The organism is Shewanella sp. 3_MG-2023 (assembly GCF_030548765.1).
Taxonomy (GTDB): domain Bacteria; phylum Pseudomonadota; class Gammaproteobacteria; order Enterobacterales; family Shewanellaceae; genus Shewanella.
Genome location: NZ_JAUOSH010000004.1, coordinates 20,972 through 42,257, shown reverse-complemented (window position 1 = coordinate 42,257; position 21,286 = coordinate 20,972). Strand labels below are relative to the sequence as shown.

General features: G+C 42.4%; 15 protein-coding genes. 13 read left to right on the top strand and 2 right to left on the bottom strand.

Translation table 11 applies throughout. The annotated features are described in order from the left end of the window. Window positions 1–137: 137 nt before the first annotated feature. The 4 genes from Q4591_RS03345 to Q4591_RS03330 all read left to right on the top strand — a co-directional run bounded on the left by Q4591_RS03345 (window position 138) and on the right by Q4591_RS03330 (window position 7,514). Window positions 138–2,312: a TonB-dependent receptor gene (locus Q4591_RS03345; protein WP_102476560.1), complete on the top strand. Its 2,175-nt coding sequence runs from the start codon at window positions 138–140 to the stop codon at window positions 2,310–2,312. A gap of 169 nt (window positions 2,313–2,481) precedes the next feature. Continuing rightward, entirely contained in the window at window positions 2,482–4,539 is a 2,058-nt protein-coding gene (locus Q4591_RS03340) for a hydantoinase/oxoprolinase family protein (RefSeq protein ID WP_303459382.1), read from the top strand. A 37-nt stretch (window positions 4,540–4,576) separates the two neighbouring features. Then, the gene (locus Q4591_RS03335) at window positions 4,577–6,253 is read left to right on the top strand and encodes a hydantoinase B/oxoprolinase family protein (RefSeq protein ID WP_102476558.1); all 1,677 of its coding nucleotides are present in this window, start codon (window positions 4,577–4,579) and stop codon (window positions 6,251–6,253) included. Window positions 6,254–6,317: 64 nt separating this feature from the next. Continuing rightward, window positions 6,318–7,514, top strand: a complete 1,197-nt coding sequence (locus tag Q4591_RS03330) for an MFS transporter (protein WP_102476557.1) — start codon at window positions 6,318–6,320, stop codon at window positions 7,512–7,514. A 32-nt stretch (window positions 7,515–7,546) separates the two neighbouring features. Here the strand turns inward: Q4591_RS03330 and Q4591_RS03325 are convergent, their stop codons facing one another. Beyond that, window positions 7,547–8,080 carry a peptidylprolyl isomerase gene (locus Q4591_RS03325; RefSeq protein ID WP_241905000.1) on the bottom strand — a complete coding sequence of 178 codons (534 nt, stop codon included), beginning with the start codon at window positions 8,078–8,080 and terminating at the stop codon, window positions 7,547–7,549. 135 nt (window positions 8,081–8,215) lie between these two features. Here Q4591_RS03325 and Q4591_RS03320 point away from each other — a divergent pair, with 135 nt between their 5' ends. The 8 genes from Q4591_RS03320 to glpK all read left to right on the top strand — a co-directional run bounded on the left by Q4591_RS03320 (window position 8,216) and on the right by glpK (window position 19,994). Next, window positions 8,216–8,719: an Lrp/AsnC family transcriptional regulator gene (locus Q4591_RS03320; protein WP_303459371.1), complete on the top strand. Its 504-nt coding sequence runs from the start codon at window positions 8,216–8,218 to the stop codon at window positions 8,717–8,719. Window positions 8,720–8,975: 256 nt separating this feature from the next. Beyond that, window positions 8,976–10,841, top strand: coding sequence for a DNA helicase RecQ (recQ, locus tag Q4591_RS03315; RefSeq protein WP_303459369.1), 1,866 nt, complete (start codon window positions 8,976–8,978; stop codon window positions 10,839–10,841). 763 nt (window positions 10,842–11,604) lie between these two features. Continuing rightward, window positions 11,605–13,173, top strand: coding sequence for a 2-isopropylmalate synthase (gene leuA, locus Q4591_RS03310; protein ID WP_102440202.1), 1,569 nt, complete (start codon window positions 11,605–11,607; stop codon window positions 13,171–13,173). Beyond that, window positions 13,170–14,264: a 3-isopropylmalate dehydrogenase gene (leuB, locus tag Q4591_RS03305; RefSeq protein ID WP_102440203.1), complete on the top strand. Its 1,095-nt coding sequence runs from the start codon at window positions 13,170–13,172 to the stop codon at window positions 14,262–14,264. The genes leuA and leuB overlap by 4 nt, the downstream gene beginning before the upstream one ends. Continuing rightward, entirely contained in the window at window positions 14,264–15,667 is a 1,404-nt protein-coding gene (gene leuC / locus Q4591_RS03300; protein WP_102476554.1) for a 3-isopropylmalate dehydratase large subunit, read from the top strand. Before leuB ends, leuC begins: the two co-directional genes overlap by 1 nt. A 24-nt stretch (window positions 15,668–15,691) precedes the next feature. Continuing rightward, entirely contained in the window at window positions 15,692–16,297 is a 606-nt protein-coding gene (gene leuD / locus Q4591_RS03295; protein ID WP_102440205.1) for a 3-isopropylmalate dehydratase small subunit, read from the top strand. A 531-nt stretch (window positions 16,298–16,828) separates the two neighbouring features. Beyond that, complete coding sequence (locus tag Q4591_RS03290; protein ID WP_102440206.1) at window positions 16,829–18,187, top strand: outer membrane protein transport protein; 1,359 nt, start codon at window positions 16,829–16,831, stop codon at window positions 18,185–18,187. 325 nt (window positions 18,188–18,512) lie between these two features. After that, on the top strand, window positions 18,513–19,994 hold the full coding sequence (glpK, locus tag Q4591_RS03285; RefSeq protein WP_102440207.1) for a glycerol kinase GlpK: 1,482 nt from the start codon (window positions 18,513–18,515) through the stop codon (window positions 19,992–19,994). A 28-nt stretch (window positions 19,995–20,022) separates the two neighbouring features. On the opposite strand, the gene Q4591_RS03280 is transcribed toward glpK, so the two are convergent. Next, window positions 20,023–20,268: a hypothetical protein gene (locus tag Q4591_RS03280; protein WP_102530900.1), complete on the bottom strand. Its 246-nt coding sequence runs from the start codon at window positions 20,266–20,268 to the stop codon at window positions 20,023–20,025. A 543-nt stretch (window positions 20,269–20,811) separates the two neighbouring features. On the opposite strand from Q4591_RS03280, the gene mraZ reads away from it, so the two are divergent. After that, the gene (gene mraZ, locus Q4591_RS03275) at window positions 20,812–21,270 is read left to right on the top strand and encodes a division/cell wall cluster transcriptional repressor MraZ (RefSeq protein ID WP_102440224.1); all 459 of its coding nucleotides are present in this window, start codon (window positions 20,812–20,814) and stop codon (window positions 21,268–21,270) included. Window positions 21,271–21,286: the final 16 nt, after the last annotated feature.

Genomic DNA, 21,286 nt, shown 5'->3' with positions numbered 1-21,286 from the left:
ATTTGTATCAAAGTTTTTTTCTCTATTGCGTAACATTGAAACTGTTAAAGAGATGTAACGGCGCACTTGAGTGGTGTAACAATTGATTAACGTGACAATTGACCCAAGTGCTCACACAAAATTTAGAGGGTAGCCAAATGTCATTAAGTAATCACTTTCTTCCTAAGAAAATTGCTGTAGCAGTAATTTTCGCCTTATCAGGAAGTACAGTTTTGCATGCAGAAGAAGCAAGCAAAGAAAATAGCAATCTCGATAATATTGAAAAAATTGTTGTTTCCGCTCGTGGACGCACAGAAACATTGCAACAAATCCCCGATTCAGTAACTGTATTTAGTGATGAAGATATTAAAGCTGCCCGTATCACGACTATTAAAGATTTTTCCGCACTGACACCAAACTTAAACGTATCGAGTAATTTTCGCTCGGGCCTTAACTTTGTCACAGTGCGTGGACTCATAACGCCACAAGTTGGTGAAGCACCTATCGCTTATGTCGTCGATGGCATAACGGTGCCTAATTTAGAATTTATTAATCAAGGCTTGCACGACATAGAGCGAATCGAAGTATTAAGAGGTCCGCAAGGTGCTTTGTATGGTAAAAATGCCATTGGTGGTGCCATTAATATTGTCACCAAGCAAGCAACGGATGAGCTTGAAGGTAGCGTACAAGCCTCAATTGCAGAAGGCAGTGATAAAAAGGTTAACGCTGCAATAAGCGGCCCTATGATAGAAGATAAAGCCTACTATAGGCTTTCTGCAAACTATCAAGATTTTGATGGATTAATCGACAATAATTACCTTAATGAAACCGTCGATTATGTCGACGGTGCTTTCGGTACTCAAGGTATGCTTAAGTTTTATTTGAGTGACGATACGGCGTTGACTTTAAACGGTAGCTATTCTGAGAAAACTCAGGGTAGTAATTATATGGCCTTTATTACTAAAGAAGAATTAGAAGACTTCTCAGTAAAGCCTGATGCCAATGCGGTTGGTCTTGATGAATCAACACTGTGGTCTGTTTCTGCTAAGTTAGAACAAGGGACTGATTATGGTGATTTGACCCTTATTGCTGCTGCAAATGACTCAGATATTATGTTTTTCTCTGATGGCGACTTTACTCATCAAGAGGCTAGTGAAGATAATTTCTATTTCCCCATCACCCAAATAAATCCAATAGAAGAAGATGCTAGCAGCGCTGAAGCGCGCTTTACTTCGCCAAATGATGACAGTTTACGTTGGTCTGTTGGTGCTTACTATGAAGCAAAAAATAGAAGCGTATCTTATGATCAAGTATGGGATATCACGCCGACTGAACGTGTAACTTATCAGGATGTATTAGCCAACATTGCAGCAGATCCAAGTTTAGTCTTTATTGGTGAAAAAACAGTACAAGAAAGCAGTGCTTATGCGGTGTTTGGGCAGACAAACTACGACATTAAAGATGATTTAGAGCTCACACTGGCACTGCGTTATGACTCTGAAGAGCGTGATGCTTATGATGAAAGAGATCCAAGCGCATCGAAAGTGAATGATACTTTTAGTCAGTTGCAACCCAAAGCTTCAATCGCTTGGCAAATGACAGCAGAACACCTGCTTTATAGCACCTATTCGAAAGGGTTTCGATCGGGTGGTTTTAATGAGTACTCCCCTGCTGTTATTCGAAAGTATGAGCAAGAAATTTCCGATACTGTTGAGTTAGGGCTTAAAACCACTTGGCTAGACGGTGCGCTGTGGTTAAATATGTCAGTCTTTCATATTGAACAGCAAGATGCACAATTTACTCGCTTAAACCCAACGACGTTCACGCTGGAAAATTTAAACATTGATGAAGTCGCTATCGATGGTTTTGAGCTCGAAATGTCTGCATCAGTGACTGATGATATCAGTATTAATTTTGGTCTTGGCTTAATCGATAATGAAATTACCAAAAATACAGGCATTGATATTCTGTCTGGTCGAGATTTAGCTGAAACTGAAGGCGGCACTATGCCGTATGTATCAGATTTTAATTTAAATGGTTCAATTGATTACTCAAAAGAAGCCTTTAGCGACTTTGTATTTAAAGCGCGACTTGCCTTCAACACCTTAGGCCCACGTTCATTCGATATTTTCAATGATGATACTGGCGAGTCCGATGCTCATACCTTTGTCAATGCCAATATAGCCATAGAAAACCAGCAGTGGTCAGTGTCATTATTTGCCTCCAACTTAACCGACGAGGCTTCTCCCGAAACGGTATTCCTATTCAACCCTTTAATTCGTATGCGCAATCAGCCTAGACAAGTCGGGGTGCAGGCGCGTTATAACTTCTAGAACGAGACATCGCTAGCGATAATCGCTGGCTGGTGGCAAGTATTACTTACCATCGATTATGGCTAGTTAACATTTAATATAGCTAGCTCAGTCAATAATATTATGACGGGCTAGAGAGGGTTAATTGCCCTAAATTGCAATTAACTTTTGTGAGTAAAAGGTGCAAATTATGACGGTAAGAGTGGCAACAGATGTCGGTGGAACGTTCACCGATCTTGTTTATATTGATGAAGGTAATGTGAAAGCCGTTAAAAGTGATACGACCGCCCCAAATTTTGAGCGAGGTGTGGTTAATGCTGCGATTAAAGCTGAAATTGAGTTGTCAGAGGTCGATTTTTTCGCCCACGGTTCCACCGTTGTTATCAATGCGATTACCGAGCGAAAAGGGGTTAAAACAGGGCTTATCACCACCAAAGGCTTTCGTGATGTGTTAGAGATTGCACGCGGTAATACTCCGGATATTTTTAACAACACATATCAAAAACCTAACCCGTTTGTTGAGCGTCATTTACGTTTAGAAGTTGAAGAGCGTCTCGATTATAAAGGCAATGTTGTCAAGCCGATAAATTTAGACAATTTACAGCACTTGGTGGATTATTTTAAATCTCAGCAAGTTGAAGCTGTAGGGGTGTGTTTTTTACATGCTTATTTAAATCCTGTTCATGAAATTAAAACAGTGCAGGCATTAAAGCTATTGTGGCCTGACGTTAACGTTATTGCGTCACATGAAATATCAAGTGAGTGGCGAGAATACGAAAGAACCAGCACCACAGTGTTATCAGCCTATGTGTTGCCTCCCGCTCAGCAGTATTTGGATAAACTGCAAAGTAAATTACGTGCCAATGGTTTGAAAACTGATCCTTTTATCATGCAATCTAATGGCGGAATAGCCACATTACAATCAGCTCGTGATAATCCAATAACACTGGTTGAATCTGGTCCTGTTGGCGGCATATTAGGGGCGGCAGCCTACGGTGAAGTGATTGGTGATGGCAACATTATGGCGCTCGATATTGGTGGCACGACAGCAAAATGTTCACTTATTCACGATGGTCAAACACGTATCACCACAGAATATGTTTTAGAAAAAACAGCTAAAAAAGCCGGTTACCCTATCAAAACTCCCGTGATTGATATTGTTGAAATTGGCAATGGCGGCGGCAGTATTGCTTGGATTGATGCCGCTAATAGTTTGCATGTCGGTCCGCAAAGTGCGGGTTCTACGCCGGGTCCGGTCGCTTATGGCCGTGGGGGAAGTGCACCAACAACAACGGATGCAAATTTAATTACCGGTAGAATCAATCGTGACAATTTTGCTGGTGGAGCAATACAGCCCGATATTGCCGCAGTGGAAGCGTCTTTTACAGCATTAGCGCAACAGCTTGATGTCACAGCCATGGATGTTGCTCATGGCGTATTAAATATTGCTAACTCTAATATGGTCAATGCGCTTAAGTTAATCTCGGTTAATCGTGGTTACGACCCTCGCGACTTTTCACTTATGGCCTTTGGTGGTGGTGGCGCCTTGCACGCAACCGCTTTAGCCAAAGAATTGAATGCACGCAAAGTCATCATTCCTCCCTTTGCTGGCGTGTTTTCTGCTTGGGGGATGCTGATGATTGACTTGCGTAGAGATTATATTCAAACCCATAGATTCAGTCTTAATCGTCACAGTAAATGTGAAGTGATTAATGCATTTAAAGAAGTGACTTCAAAAGCCAATCTAGATTATGAAAATGATGGTTTGAGCAAGGATAAAGTGAAGCATGAACGGTATGTGGATGCCCGCTATAGTGGGCAAGAGCATACCGTTAAAATTCATGTACCCAGTACTGAACTTGAAGATGCTGATTTTATTAATGAATTGTCAGAGCGTTTTCACCGAACTCATCAGCAGGAATATACGTTTAGACTCAATGACTCAGCGATTGAAGTTGTGAATATTCACTTAGTTGCTTTTGGCATACTAGACAAAGCTAAACTTGAAAAGTTACCAGTAGGTTCATCTACGAATGCTGATGTTGCTTTGATTGGAATGCGAGTGGTTGATTTTGATAATAATACTCAGCAAGAGGCGGCTATTTATGACCGCGAAAAATTACAGCCTGGTATGAAATTTAAAGGCCCCGCTATCATTGAAGAAAGCACCACAACGACGGTTATATTACCGAGTAACAGGGTTGAAGTGGATGATTTTGGCGGACTTCATATTTATCTTCGTGATTAATTGGTTGCAGTAAAAGTATTAAGTTGAGTAGTAAACTATGAATAAACAAGTCGATATATTTACCATAGAAATAATAAAAAATGCGCTAGTGGCTATTGGCGAAGAAATGTTTTTAGCATTAAAACGTAGTAGTAAAAGTCCGATCATTTATGAATCGTTAGATTATGGCATCGGCGTTACCGATGCTCAGGGACGACTCATTTCTCAAGGCAACGGCATCCCTGGATTTATCGGTACATTAGATGCTGGCGTCCAAAATATCATCGCTAAATTTGATCGTGAGAATATTTACCCCGAAGACGTTTTTATCTTAAACGATCCCTATGCGGGTGGAGGGACACATTTATCTGATGTTTGTATGATCCGTCCCATATTTTTTGAAAATGAACTGGTTGCATGGACTGCTAATAAAGCGCATTGGACCGAAATTGGTGGTAAAGATCCTGGTAGTTATAGTGCTGATGCCACTGAAATCTACCAAGAGGGCTTGCAGTTTCCTGGGATTAAAGTGTTTGAACGAGGCGTGCCTAACCAAGCCTTGCTGGATTTAATTGAAGTTAACGTTCGTTTACCTGATATGACATTAGGTGACTTACAAGCATGTTCAGCGTCATTAAAAGTGGGTGAACAACGCTTTGTTGCTGTGATGGAAAAATACAGTAAACAAGTGACATTAACAGCCATTGATAAGCTACTCGAGCATGGTGATGTCATGGTGTTAGAGAAATTCAAGTCACTACCGAAAGGTGTATTTGAGGCTGAAGACGTCATTGATGAAGATGGTATGGGCAATGGGCCTTTTGCGGTAAAGGTCAAAGTGACCATCACGGACACATTATTCACCCTTGATTTTACCGGGTCATCTAAACAAGCTCCCGGGCCTATTAATTGTACGATGGGAGTATTAATTTCTGCGGCGAGAGAAGTCTTCATGGGCATTGTTCAGCCTGATGCGCCTGCAACCGATGGTTGTTTTCGCCGTTTAGAGGTTATTTGCCCACCAGGCACCTTGTTGACTGCAGAGCGCCCAGCACCGGTATCTTCCTATTTTGAAGCCATGGTATGTGCAGCAGATGTGACGCGTAAAGCGTTAGCCGATGTGTTACCTGGCATTGTTACCGCAGGACAATTTGGTTCCGTTTGTACCATGAATTTATCCGGTGAACTGCCTGAAACGGGTGAGCCTTACCTGTTAGTTGAGCCTTTAGTGGGTGGCTGGGGCGCTGCCGTTGGTAAAGATGGCGAGTCTGGTCAGTTTTGTGTGGGTAATGGCGAAACCAGTAATATTCCTGTCGAAATCACAGAAGCGCGATATGGTGTATTAGTGGAACAATATGCCTTTAACAATGATTCGTCTGGTGCAGGTGAATACAGAGGCGGTAATGGTGTTATTCTCGATTATCGAATCCTTTCCGATAATACTGATATTTCAAGTTTTTTTGGTCGTGGAATCACCGCGCCTTGGGGGATTGATGAAGGTCATGATGGCTCATGTAACTATGTCGAAGTGTTCGATGATCAGGACAATCTAAAAGCACGATTTAGTCGAACCAGTCGATATAAGTTGAAAAAAGGCGATCTTCTGCGGTTAGTGACCGGCAATGGTGGTGGTTGGGGCAATCCAAGTAAAAGGCCTAAAGCGGATGTGTTAAATGATATTAAAAATGGTTTTATAACCGAGCAAGATGCGCAGGTTATTTATAATTTTAAATAGCCTCATTACCGCTAAGTTGAATAGATGACATATCTGACTTTTTTAGAATAGATGGGAATAATTAATGCTGCATAAGCTCTTTAATACCAGTGATCCAGATTTGAAATATGGACTGAGTGGACTCGCAACTGCACCTGTTGGCTACCTTGTTTTATTGTTTTTACCCGTGTATTTGGAAGTCGTTGGGATCAAGTTATCGTTGACGGACCAACAAATTGGCTGGTTAGCATCGACTGATGCTGTGGGGTTAGCACTCGCCACATTTATTTTTTCGATATTTATCAAAAAAGTAAACTTTAGACAGGTGTTACTTGTTGGTGTAGTTATTGCGGTTGCGGGAAATTTTCTTTCAGTGTTCACTGAAAATTTTCTGGTACTTTGCTTGATAAGGTCTATTACCGGCTTGGGCGAAGGATTGATTGTTGCTGTGGGGATAAGTGCAATTGGTATGACGAGCAATCCAAATCGTTGGTTTGGGTTTTATACCGCTGCCATCGTTGTGGTTCAGGCGATTGGACTTGCTCTCGTGCCGATTATATTTGATCGCTTATCGTTGTCAGGGGTGTTTATCGCCATGGGATTATTTTACTTAATTCCGCTTTTGGTGATTAAACTGTTACCGCGTAAAAGTGATGACTATAAAGTGAAACAAGGTGTTGAAAAAACGGGAGAGAAACAGCCAACCAAGCAATTAAATTTAGCCCTATTAGGGATACTCTTTTTCTATATGAGTATAGGTGGGGTGTGGACTTATATGTCTTTGATGGGCACCAGTGCTGATTTGGCGCTATCTTATGTTTCTCAAGCGCTTGCCATTGCGATGGTTGCTGGTCTGGTTGGTGCGTTATTTTTTGCCTTTACGGGTGAGTTTGGTAAGCATACGGGGCTATTATTTGTGTCGTTGCTCGTGATGGCGTTATCGTTATTGGTACTCGATAAGGGCTTAAATGAAACACGCTATCTCGTCTCTTTATGCATATTTAGTTTCTTTTGGAGTATTGCTGGTGCGCGGTTATTTGCGATTATTTCTGATGTGGATCATTCCGGGAAATATATCAGCGCCGCGCAGACGGTGGTTGGTGTGGGTTATATCTTAGGCCCTATTTTGGCTTCAACCTTGGTAGAAGGCACAGGCTATCGTGATGTGGTCATTATGGGGACGATATTATTTGCGCTATCTTTTATATTAGTATTGCCTTTAGCCCGTTTAAAAATTCAACTAGCCGTAAGTTATGCTGAAAGCCAAAACAATCAGTGTTGATTCAAACATGACTAATTTGGCTGATGCATCCATCATTCACAACGGCTAATCGATAATATCGATATTTCATTTTCTAAGTATTCTTGGTTTTCAGCTTTCTGATAAATTAATTCAAGTATGTCTCTACCTTGAGTAATACGTCCGAAGGCTGCAAACCCCAATCCATCATCATAACGTTTACCACCATAATTAAGTTCAGGTTGATCATTGATACAGAAAAAGAAACTACCATCAGCAGTTCCTGGCTCAAATCGGGCCATTGAAACCGTCCCATCTATGTGTGAAAGGCCGGTGTCTTTAGTGGTTTCATGAGGGATCCCGGCTAATAAGCTTGAATGTTCCGGGGGCAACCCTGCCTGAATGACATTGATTTTTGCATTAGCATCTTCAGCTTGCTCTGCATTGTCGTTGGTTACAATTCTAAAAATACTACTGTCATTAAATAGCTGGCTATCGACATATTCTAAAAAGTTAGTCACAGTAATTGGCGCTTCTTGCATAAATAACTTGATCGTAATATTGCCTAATTGTGTTCGAAGCAAAACACTGGGGTGATGATTCATCATATTCCAATTTCATTTGTGATTTTAATTTTTATTATGCGGTATATTCAGGATATATTATTTAGTTTTTGAGGGGTCAAACACAATAATCTGTTGATTTTAAAGTCGCTTGAGCATTTATTTTCATATGGGGCAAAAATGGTAAAAAAACATATTAAGTTAGACAGAATGAATCGTCGTATTTTGTCAGAATTACAAAACAATGCTCGGATTAGTAATAATGATTTATCGGAAATCATTGGTTTGTCGCCAAGTGCCTGTTTGCAACGCGTAAAAGCCCTTGAAGACGCTGGCTTCATTATTGGCTATACCATGGTGACGAATGTGGACAAGTTATGTGTCAACGTGAAGGCTTATGCGCATTTTGTATTGAAAAGTAATACATACCAACATTGCGGAGTATTTGAAAAAGGCATCAAAAAATATACCGAAGTCGTCGATTGTATGAAGGTAAATGGCAGCATTAATTACATTGCTTTTATGATGTGCTCTACGGTTGAAGATTTTAATCGCGTTTGTAATGACATGATGCAAGAAGACTTGGGTATTGAAAAAATCACCAGCCATTTTGTACTGGATACTGCAAAATGGTTTGGTGGCTATCCTTTAGAGACTTTAGAGTGGAAAGCACAAGAAGAATAATGATTTCATTGGCTAGTGGCTAGTGGCTAGTGGCTAGTGGCTATTTATATGATGATATCGCTGTTACTCATCGTGCCATGTTTAATCGGCGCTTACCTAAGCTTTTATGATTAATCAATATTTCCACTGATTGCCTCTGCACTAGGGCTGTTCTAGCACACGATGATATGGCGTATTATTTCCGTGGTTGTTGTTTGTGTGCAGACATATGCACTGCAGTGCTTTAAAATGCCAAATCAGTTCTCAAGCCTTATTGATGGATAATCTTATTTCTAGCCAAGCAGACACTCAAGCTCCAGCGCAAGATCCTGCAACGCCAGTTGTTGAGGATGTGCTTGGACAACAATTACAGCAAATCTTTGGTTACCGTGACTTTCGTGAAGGACAGCGGGAAATTATCGAGCAGACCCTAAGTGGCCAAGATACCCTAGTGATTATGCCAACCGGTGGCGGTAAGAGTATGTGTTATCAATTACCAGCTTTGGTGCTTCCTGGGTTAACCATTGTGGTATCGCCGCTGATTTCATTAATGAAAGATCAAGTGGATAGCTTGACTCAGTCGGGTGTCGCTGCCGCTTATTTGAATTCCTCTTTACCCCGCGATGAAACCGTTGAGATTTTAAAACGCTTACATAAAGGTGAAATCAAACTGCTTTATGTATCACCAGAGCGTTTGCTGCGGCCTGACTTTATCGAGCGGATGCATGAGTTACAAATCTCACTGTTTGCCATTGATGAGGCTCACTGTATTAGTCAATGGGGTCATGATTTTAGACCTGAATATGCCGCCCTTGGCCAACTGAAACAGTTGTTCCCGTATGTGCCACTGATGGCGTTAACCGCGACGGCCGATCAGGCCACCCGTGAAAGTATTTGTCAGCGCCTTCAAATCAGTCCTTTTTGTTTACTCTCCAGTTTTGATCGCCCCAATATTCGCTATACCGTGGTTGAAAAACTTAATGCCGCTAACCAGCTCAAACAGTTTTTACAATTGCAAAAGGGCAGTAATGGCATCATTTATTGTAGTAGCCGTAGGCGAGTCGATGAAGTTGCCGATCGCTTAAAACTGCAAGGCTTTAGTGCAGCGGCGTATCATGCGGGGATGACCCAAGAAGAGCGTGGCGCGATTCAAGATAAGTTTTTAAAAGACAAAATCGATATTGTGGTCGCCACTGTGGCATTTGGTATGGGGATTAACAAATCCAACGTCCGCTTTGTGGTGCATTACGATATCCCCAAAAGTGTAGAGTCTTATTATCAAGAAACAGGCCGTGCCGGCCGTGATGGTTTAGATGCCGAAGCTTATATGTTGTTTGATCCTGCCGATATAGGCCGCGTTAAGCACTTGATTGAGCAATCAGAACCTGGCCCACAGCAAGACGTTGAATTACATAAAATGAATACCATGGCAGCCTTTGCTGAAGCGCAAACCTGCCGTCGACAAGTATTACTGCATTACTTTGATGAAAGTGGCTCAAAACCTTGTGGTAACTGTGATATTTGTCTCGACCCTCCTAAGCGTTATGATGGCAGCGAAGATGCCAAAAAAGTGCTGTCGTGCATTTTTAGACTCAATCAATATTTCGGTGTTAACCAAGTCATTGATGTACTGCGGGGCTCAAAAGCCGCCAACGTGATGGATCGCGGCCATAACAAGCTGTCCACTTGGGGCATTGGTAAAGATCACAGTCATGAATATTGGCTCAGTGTGATTAGGCAACTTATTCATTTAGGTTTAGCTAGCCAAGATATTACTCGCGGCTCTTCAGTAAAGCTAAATGAATCAGCACGACCAATATTACGCGGGGAAGCCAGCTTACAGCTAGCTGAACCTCGCATTCAATTAGTGACTACTAAGCGCCGCACCAGTTCATCACGTGCACCGCAGCAATATGATCGTAAATTGTTTGCCAGGCTCAAGCTACTGCGCCGTGAACTGGCTGAAAAACATGATGTGCCACCATACTTGGTGTTCAATGATGCCACCTTAGCGGAAATGGCGGCGATGGTGCCCATCAGTGCCGGTGAAATGCTGGCAGTAAATGGTGTCGGTGAGCGAAAGCTAAGTCGCTTCGGCGGTGATTTTCTTGATGAAATTAGTCAGTATTTGATTGAGAATTAACTCACTCGCCTTCAAGGCTATGTTAATTGCTTTAGCTTAACCTGCTTATCTGCAGCATTGGCGGTGACTACTTAGCCGCTAATGCTGGTTCTAGTTCCTTATAAACACTCCTACCTAATCATTTGATGGCTTTGATTGCCCTAGTATGTTTGCATTTTAAAACAAGCATGTCATGGTTTATCTTCCTCGCTTAGCCTCGTAAAGAGCTAAGCTTCTTTGTGCTTAGATATAACTAAAGCCTTCCTTTAAACAGATTAATATTAGAAATTTTAAATCCATTTTTTTGCATATTAATAAAGTCAAAAATAAACGATAAATTACGTGTAAACAGCAGTGTACGGGCATGTGGGGATTTATTTGTGCTTAAAAGCGATGAGTAAATCAGGCTTTTAAGCTGCAGTGTTGCACAAAAGATGAATAAATTGGGGTTGACACAGCCAGCTGGTCAGGATAAAAAGTGGGTATAGATAAATTAATCGCAGAATAATTAGTTAAATAAAATGAATATTTATAGTGGTAACATTTTACTGGGTCTCCTTCTTCTCTTACGCAATATTTGCGCGGAGTCCTTTGTGTTACAAGCTAAATAAGTTTACTAGTATTCACAAACCCCGCGCTAATAGCCGCGGGGTTTTTTGTTTCTGCCTCTGATTGATTTATATAACAAACAAAAAGTCTAATGAACTAAATGAGCAAAGCACTCAAATCCATTAGCAAAGCGAACAAACTTTAACGTGAATAACCAGGTTCGATGGAGAAAAAGATGTCCGATAGAGTCATAATATTTGATACCACATTAAGAGACGGCGAGCAGGCGTTAGCAGCCAGTTTAACGGTTAAAGAAAAGCTGCAAATTGCATTGGCTCTTGAGCGTTTAGGTGTTGATGTTATGGAAGTGGGCTTTCCTGTGTCATCGCCTGGTGATTTTCAGTCAGTGCAAACCATTGCAAAAACCATTAAAAATAGCCGAGTGTGTGCCTTATCTCGTGCATTAGAAAAAGATATCGATGCCGCAGCGCAAGCATTATCTGTTGCTGATCAGTTTCGAATTCATACCTTTATTTCAACCTCAACCATTCACGTTGAAAGCAAATTAAAGCGTTCATTTGATGACGTATTAGAAATGGCAGTGAGTGCGGTTAAATATGCCCGCCGCTTTACTGACGATGTTGAGTTCTCTTGTGAAGATGCTGGGCGTACCCCCATTGATAACCTTTGCCGTATGGTAGAAGAAGCTATTAAAGCGGGTGCTAGAACCATTAATATCCCAGATACCGTGGGTTACACCGTCCCAAGTGAGTTTGGCGGCATTATTCAAACCTTATTTAACCGAGTGCCGAATATCGATCAAGCGGTGATTTCGGTGCATTGTCATGATGATTTAGGTTTATCGGTAGCGAACTCAATTACTGCTGTTGAGCATGGTGCTCGCCAGATTGAATGTACGGTTAATGGTATTGGTGAGCGCGCTGGTAATTGTTCATTAGAAGAAATAGCGATGATTTTGGCAACCCGCAAGAATTTACTCGGGCTTGAAAACAACATTAATGCCAAAGAAATTCACCGCACTTCATCCCTTGTAAGCCAGCTATGTAATATGCCGATTCAGGCTAATAAAGCGGTAGTGGGGACTAATGCATTTTCGCATTCATCAGGTATTCACCAAGATGGCATGCTAAAAGCTAAAAATACCTATGAGATCATGACGCCTGAAAGCATTGGCCTTAATCGTAATAACTTGAATATGACTTCGCGCTCAGGTCGACACGTGATTAAGCACCGCATGGAAGAAATGGGCTATAAAGAAACCGATTATGATATGGACAGTCTTTACGATCAGTTTTTGAAATTGGCAGATAAAAAAGGCCAAGTATTTGATTATGATCTTGAAGCCTTAGTGTTTATCGAAGCGCAATCTCAAGATGATGATAAGTACTCACTGCAACATTTAATGGTGCACTCAGATTCAACTGAAGGTGTAGCCACTGCCACGGTGCGTATAGTGGTTGATGACAAAGAAATAACCGAAGCGGCAACCGGTAATGGCCCAGTCGATGCGGCATACAATGCTATTGCCCGTGCAACTGGTCGCAGCATCAATATTACTAATTACAAATTAAGCGCTAAAGGCGAAGGGCAAAACGCCTTAGGCCAAGTGGATATTACAGCTGAATACAATCAGCAAACATTCCATGGTGTCGGCTTGGCAACAGATGTTGTCGAGTCATCGGCTCAAGCGTTAGTTCATGTAATGAACTTAACCTATCGCGCTGATAAAGTGGCTGATTTTAAACAACAGATTCATAAAGAAAGGGAGTTAGGTGGAGTATGAGTTATCAAATAGCTGTATTGGCCGGAGATGGTATTGGGCCAGAAGTCATGGCTGAGGCACGTAAAGTGCTTAATGAAGTTGAAGCCCGATTTGCGCTGGACATTGAATATGCTGAGTACGATGTGGGTGGTATTGCCATTGATAACCATGGTTGCCCGCTGCCTGATGCAACCTTAAAAGGCTGTGAAGCCTCAGATGCCATTTTATTCGGCAGTGTTGGCGGGCCTAAGTGGGAAAACTTAGCCCCCAATGATCAGCCAGAGCGTGGCGCATTATTACCGCTACGTGGTCACTTTGAACTGTTTTGTAATTTACGTCCGGCAAAATTACACGCAGGGCTTGAACATATGTCACCATTGCGAAGTGATATCTCTTCACGTGGCTTTGATGTGTTATGTGTGCGTGAATTAACGGGTGGCATTTACTTTGGTAAGCCAAAAGGTCGTCAAGGCGAAGGCCTGGATGAAGAAGCCTTCGATACCATGCGCTATAGCCGTCGTGAAATAGAGCGTATTGCCCGAATTGCGTTTCAGTCTGCTCAAGGTCGCCGCAAAAAAGTCACCTCAGTAGATAAAGCTAACGTATTAGCCTGTTCAGTGTTATGGCGTGAAGTGGTTGAAGAAGTGGCTAAAGACTACCCTGATGTGGAGCTTGAACATATCTACATCGACAATGCCACCATGCAATTATTACGTCGCCCAAATGAATTTGATGTGATGCTGTGTTCGAACCTATTTGGTGACATAGTGTCAGACGAAATTGCCATGTTAACCGGCTCAATGGGGCTATTATCTTCAGCAAGCCTTAACAGCAGCGGTTTTGGTATGTATGAACCTGCTGGTGGTAGTGCACCTGATATCGCAGGTCAAGGCATTGCTAACCCTGTGGCGCAAATTCTATCTGCAGCCTTATTACTACGTCATAGCTTAAAACTTGAAGATGCCGCGAGTGCGATAGAACGCGCAGTAGGTAAAGCCTTATCAGCTGGCTATTTAACTGGTGAGCTATTAAGTAGCGATGAGCGTCATAATGCAAAATCAACCAGTGAAATGGGTGACTATATCGCTAATGCTATTAAGGAAGGTGTCTAATGGCAGCAAAAACCTTATATGAGAAAGTATGGGATGCCCATATTGTCGCATCACCTGACTCAGAAGCGCCGATTGTTTATGTTGACCGTCACTTGGTTCATGAAGTGACATCACCACAGGCTTTTAGTGGTTTAAAAACAGCGGGTCGTAAATTACGCGCCCCTGAAAAAACCTTTGCCACTATGGATCATAATATTTCGACCTTAAGTGCTAGCCTTGATGCCATGAGCCCAATGGCGCGTATTCAGGTGGAAACCCTAGCGCAAAATTGTAAAGAATTTGGCGTGAAGCTATATGACATCCATCATCCAAATCAAGGCATAGTCCATGTCATGGGGCCAGAGCTTGGTATTACCTTGCCCGGTACTGTGATTGTTTGTGGTGATTCACATACAGCAACCCACGGCGCTTTTGGCGCATTAGCATTTGGTATTGGCACCTCTGAAGTTGAGCATGTGTTAGCCACCCAGACGTTACGTCAGTTAAAAGCTAAAACCATGAAAATTGAAGTCCGTGGTCATGTGGCTGAGGGCATTACGGCTAAAGATATTGTATTGGCTATCATTGGCCGTTTGGGTATGGATGGCGGTACCGGTTACGTGGTTGAGTTTTGCGGCGAAGCCATTGAAGCTTTATCAATGGAAGGGCGCATGACCTTATGTAATATGGCCATTGAAATGGGGGCCAAAGCTGGCATGGTCGCACCTGATCAAACTACTTTTGATTATCTTGAAGGTCGTGAATTTGCCCCTAAAGCTGATGCTTGGACGCAAGCAGTTGCAGATTGGACCGCACTTAAAACGGATGCTGATGCAGTATTTGATGCCGAAGTGGTACTTGAAGCTGCAGAAATCGCGCCGCAGTTAACTTGGGGCACTAATCCAGGCCAAGTGGTATCTATTGATGCACAAGTGCCTAACCCTGAGTCTGAGCCCAATGCAACTGTGCGTGACAGCATGGAAAAAGCGCTTGAGTATATCGGCCTGACTTCTGGCACCAATATGGTGGATATTGCGGTTAATAAAGTCTTTATTGGCTCATGTACTAACTCCCGTATTGAGGATTTACGTGCCGCAGCCCATCATGCTAAAAACCGTAAAGTGGCCGAAGGCGTCACCGCTATTGTGGTACCGGGTTCTGGACAGGTGAAACTGCAAGCAGAAGCGGAAGGTTTAGATAAAATATTCCTAGAGGCAGGGTTTGAATGGCGCTTGCCTGGTTGCTCAATGTGCCTGGCAATGAACGATGACCGTTTAGAGGCTGGCGATCGCTGTGCATCTACTAGTAATCGTAACTTTGAAGGTCGCCAAGGGCGTGGCAGTCGAACTCACTTAGTGAGCCCTGCTATGGCTGCAGCTGCAGCGATTGCCGGTCACTTTGTTGATATTCGTAAGCCTTATTAATTGGCAACCCACTAGGAGAAACAGATGCAAGCTTTTACAGCACATACGGGTTTAGCGGTTGCAATAGATAGCGCAAATATTGATACCGACCAAATTATCCCGAAGCAATTTTTATCAAAAGTCACTCGTGATGGTTTTGGGGTGCACTTATTTCATGATTGGCGTTATTTAGATGACGCGGGCGAGCAGCCTAACCCGACTTTTTCACTTAACTTACCGCGTTATAAAGGCGCGTCTATATTGCTAGCACAAGAAAACTTTGGCTGTGGATCAAGTCGAGAACATGCACCGTGGGCATTAGCTGACTTTGGGCTACGGGTGATTATCGCGCCAAGTTTTGCAGATATTTTTTACGGTAACTCCATTAACAATGGCTTATTACCTGTGAAGTTAACCGCAGCGGAAGTGAGCCAATTAATGGCTGAAGTTGATGCTCAAGAAGGAGCTGAAATCAGTGTTGATTTGCAAGCTCTTACTGTAACGTCACCACAAGGCAGTACATTTAGCTTTTCATTGGCAGAGTCAGCAAGGCACAAGCTGCTTAATGGTTTAGATGCCATCGGCTTAACGCTGGAATTTGCTGCGGCAATTAGCGACTATGAAGCCAATATTCCTGCTTGGCGTGGCTGATGTAAGAGTGACGAGTCAATTGTAAGTTCAACATTGGCTATTAACATTTAAGCTTACACTTGTACCAACGTGGTATTAAATAAAGCCTTCTAGCTAACCCTAGAAGGCTTTTTTATGTGTCTCAACAATAATTTACTATATATCACATTGTATTTATTGGTTTATTTATTCATAAGATTTGGCGGTTTATATCGGTAGTTAAAAAAACTATAAAATTCAGCGCAGGTTTGTGAGTTGTATATTATTTAGTAAGTTATTGAATATCAATATTAAAAATATTTTGGTTAACTATTTTTAATATGCTTCAGCGAATCAATTAGTGTAATTGACGCTTTTTTCTCGCTTGGTGTGTGATCCTTATCACTTAAAAATATTGCAAACACCGAAAAGGTAGTTATTTCTTCTGTTTTTAGGCATTTAGTTGTAAATATATTCTGCATCAGTACACTTGCCCCGATTTCAAATTGAGCTATTGCTCTAATGATGTAAGAGATTAAGCAAATAATAAATTTGCATACCCGGGGACAAATGATGAAAAAGAAATTATTAACCGTGGCAGTAAGCGCCATGCTGTTAGGGGCAACGACTCAAGTAAGTGCAGCAGGCTTTCAATTAGCTGAATATTCTTCTACAGGTTTAGGCCGTGCTTTTGCTGGTGAAGCTGCGATGGCGGATAATGCTGGCGCCCAAACTAAAAACCCTGCCATGTTGACTTACCTTGAAGGTCGCCAATTGTCTGCAGGTGCTATTTATATTATGCCTAATGTTGATGTGCTGGGTGAAACCAGTATTTCATCGCCTTTATTAGGGGCTGATCCAATTGTTATCCCAAGCAACGCCATCGATTTTGCCGGTGATGCGCTTATCCCAAATTTTTATTACTCGAATCAGTTAAACGATAACTGGACTTGGGGCCTGGCTTTTCATTCAAATTACGGCTTAGCGACAGAATTGGATGCAACTCATTCAGCAGCGATATTTGGTGATGATACTGCAATCACCACCGTAGAATTTAACCCAAACATTGGCTATAAAATCAATGATGCGGTTAGCATTGGTGCGGGTCTGCGTATTGTTTACGGTGAAGGTAATGTTGGCGCATCAATGCCAGGTTGGATTGATGGTATTAAAGCTCAGTTGCCTGATTTAGCACCTATGCTTCCGGCTGCTGGCACAAGTCTTAAATACATGGAAGGTGATGATATCGCCATCGGTTGGAAAATTGGTTCTAGCTGGCAGATTAATGACAAGCACCGTTTAGGTTTTGCTTATCACAGTGGGGTAGAGCTAGAACTGGACGGCCATGCGTCTGGGCTACTTTATGACGGTGGTCAAAATGTTAGTATTGAAGGTTACTTACCGATTGAGATCCCTGCTTTTGCAGAGCTTGCATCTCATCACCAATTAACTGAAAACTGGGCCATGCACGCCAGCGTTAACTGGACTCAGTGGAGTGTTTTTGATGAGTTGGTAGCATACTTCCCTGGCGAAACTAAGCCAATTGACTCAACAACGGGTTTACCATTGGAGTCTGATTTAGTTAAAGAAGAAAACTTCAAAGATAACTGGCGCTTTGCACTAGGTACCACTTACCAGCTCAATGACAAGTGGTTAGTTCGTGGCGGTATGGCACTAGATCAAGGTGCTGCGCAAGACGAATACCGTTCCACAACAATCCCAGATTCAGATCGTTTATGGTTTAGTGCCGGTGCGGGTTATCAAGCCAGTAAAAACCTTACGGTTGATTTTGCCATCACTTACATCAAAGGCATTGGTGATGCACCAATTGATGAGACTCAAGACTTATTAGGTTTAGCGTCTGTGAACTACAGCGGTGATGTTGAAGCCGATGTGTGGTTAGCAGGTGTGCAGTTTAGCTACAAAATGTAGTCGACAGTATTATTAATACATTTAAAGCCTCGCAATTGCGGGGCTTTTTGTTATTTGAAAATCATAAGACTAATATCGATACGCCAGCTATATTTGACAAGCCAAAGTATGAAGTAAAGCCATCGTCATATGCTAAGTTATTAGGTGCTTACTGGCTTTACCCCAAAGTGACATAGCATGTCTAGGTAGAATAAACCCTTATAACTGTGATGACAGCACAAGCATTGCAATGTAAAGCATGATAAATCACATAAATAAACGGGTAGTTGATTCACTACTTTCAGTTTATGTGAACAAACTAAAATAAATAATATGAGATAGTGATATGCAAGCTAAGAAATACATTATTGCATTAGATCAAGGCACAACCAGCTCTCGTGCCATTGTATTTGACCATAAAGCCAACATGGTTGCGGTAGCGCAGCGTGAGTTTACCCAGATTTATCCTCAGGCCGGTTGGGTCGAGCATGATCCAATGGAGATTTGGTCATCTCAAAGTTCATCATTGATTGAAGTGCTATCTCGAGCAGGTATTAGCGGTGATGATGTTGCCGCTATGGGCATCACCAACCAACGTGAAACCACCGTAGTGTGGGATAAAAAAACCGGCAAGCCGATTTATAACGCCATTGTGTGGCAGTGTCGTCGCAGCCAAAGTATATGCCAGCAACTCAAAGCCGATGGTTATGAAGCTTATATTAAATCCGCCACAGGCTTGGTGCTCGACCCGTACTTTTCCGCCTCAAAAATCAAGTGGATTCTAGATAATGTTGAAGGTGCAAGAGAAAAGGCCGAGGCCGGTGAGTTGTTATTTGGCACCATAGATACCTGGCTGGTGTGGAAGCTCACAAAAGGCAAAGTACATGTTACTGAACCCACCAACGCCTCACGGACCATGTTGTTTAACATCCATCAGCAGCAGTGGGACGACAAGTTATTAACGGCCTTTGGTATTCCGGCTTCGATGTTACCTGAAGTGAAACCCTCTTGTGCGGTCTACGGTTCAACCAGCATTGTCGGTGGCGATATTACCGTGGCGGGTATGGCAGGGGATCAGCAATCGGCATTATTTGGTCAATTATGTTTTGAACCTGGAATGGCCAAAAATACCTATGGCACAGGCTGTTTTTTACTGATGAACACCGGTGATAAGGCAGTGGTATCGGATCATGGCCTATTAACCACCATTGCTATAGGCGCTGATTTAAAGGTTAACTATGCCCTTGAAGGGGCAGTATTTATGGGCGGCGCGGTGATCCAATGGCTGCGGGACGAAATGGGCTTGATCCAAGATGCTCATGACACTGAATACTTTGCCAATAAAGTGGACGACACCAATGGGGTATATTTAGTACCAGCCTTTGTCGGCTTGGGCGCTCCGTATTGGGAAGCGGATGCCAGAGGCGCGATTGTCGGACTTAGCCGCGGGGTTAATCGTAGCCATATTATTCGCGCAGCGTTAGAAGCCATTGCATATCAAAGCAAGGATTTACTCGAGGCAATGATACAAGACTCAGGGGTCGAACTTAAACAAATCCGCGTTGATGGTGGCGCAGTGGCAAATGAGTTTTTAATGCAGTTCCAAGCCGACATCAGCAATGTTGATGTGATCCGTCCGCAAGTGACTGAAACCACAGCCATGGGAGCAGCCTTTTTAGCAGGTCTTGCGGTTAACTTTTGGCAGTCTACAGAAGAGTTACAAAACATTGCCGTGGCTGATAAGCATTTTTCACCAGCAATGGATGATAGCTGTCGTCAGGATTTGTATCGCGGATGGAAAAAGGCGGTGAGGAAAACCATCGGCTAAAGGGCATTTTTAAATCACTGGTAAACGACTAAATTTCAATATCAATATGCTTGAAGTTTGTATCGTCGTTAGTGGCCGGATTTGCATCATCGGTGTTGTTGGTTTGAGCAAGCTGTTTTCTGGTTAATGGCGCTGGTGGCAATTGTGTTTGCGGCGCTTCATGGCTATCAGCACTGATAACAGCTGAGTCAGTGACTTTTTTCACCTCTTTTTTAGGCGTGGTGACTTGTCTTGGCGGTCTGGCAGTCACTGCATAGAGAATATCTAGGTTCATTATTACCTCCTTCAAGGCTGTATTCAGTATATCTTGTTATCGGCCGTTTTGATTGTAAATTGAGCGGCTAATGGTTTGAATATATGACGCCAGCAGTCATCCTTGTTTGAGGATGTTTTAGCGTAAAGGCAATATTAAAAGTTTGGAATTTGCTTAGGTTTAAAAGCGCAAGGCAGCAATAAAATTTGTTGAACTGGTTTTTCTCACATCGTGAGCGAATATTTATTATACAAGATATAACTTTGATACAGTGGGCATTGTCATTTTAAGATGATAATGGTCAATTTTTAGCACATTTTAGTCACATTTTACTCGATAGAGTCGTTGTTATGTGTATGGTTTCGTTCATTTAGCCCCATAAAATCCACTTTCCTCCACCTAGAACAAATTAAATCAAATTTGCTGCGAACCCGCTTCAGAACTGGATTTAATTAATCTTCTCATCCCTTGACAATACTTGTGTTGTGTCCCTAAACTTAAGGGTTGTGGGGAATTGTGGATTTTTGTGGGAATTTTAATAACAAATCATAGGGATTAATGATCGTGTTTCGGGGCGCCAGTGCGATAAATATGGATGCAAAAGGACGGATCGCAATACCAATGCGATACCGAGAATCCTTGCGTGTTGAGCACAGTGGCATTGTCGTCATCACCGTTGATATCCAATCAGCTTGTTTATTGATTTATCCAATCCATGAATGGGAACTGATAGAAGCAAAACTAATGCAGCTGTCAGACACCAATCACATTGAACGATCCATGAAACGAAGATTATTAGGCCACGCTCATGAATGTGAGTTAGATGGTAATGGTCGTGCGCTCGTTCCCCCCGCATTAAGACAATTTGCCAGCCTGCAAAAGAAAACCATGCTGGTGGGTTTGCTGAATAAGTTTGAGTTGTGGGATGAAGCCGCTTGGCAGTTGCAGATGGACGAAAGTCATCAGCTAATTCAAGCAGAAGATCTCACTAGCCATGAAAGATTAGCTAATTTTTCATTATAAATAATTAATTAAGAAG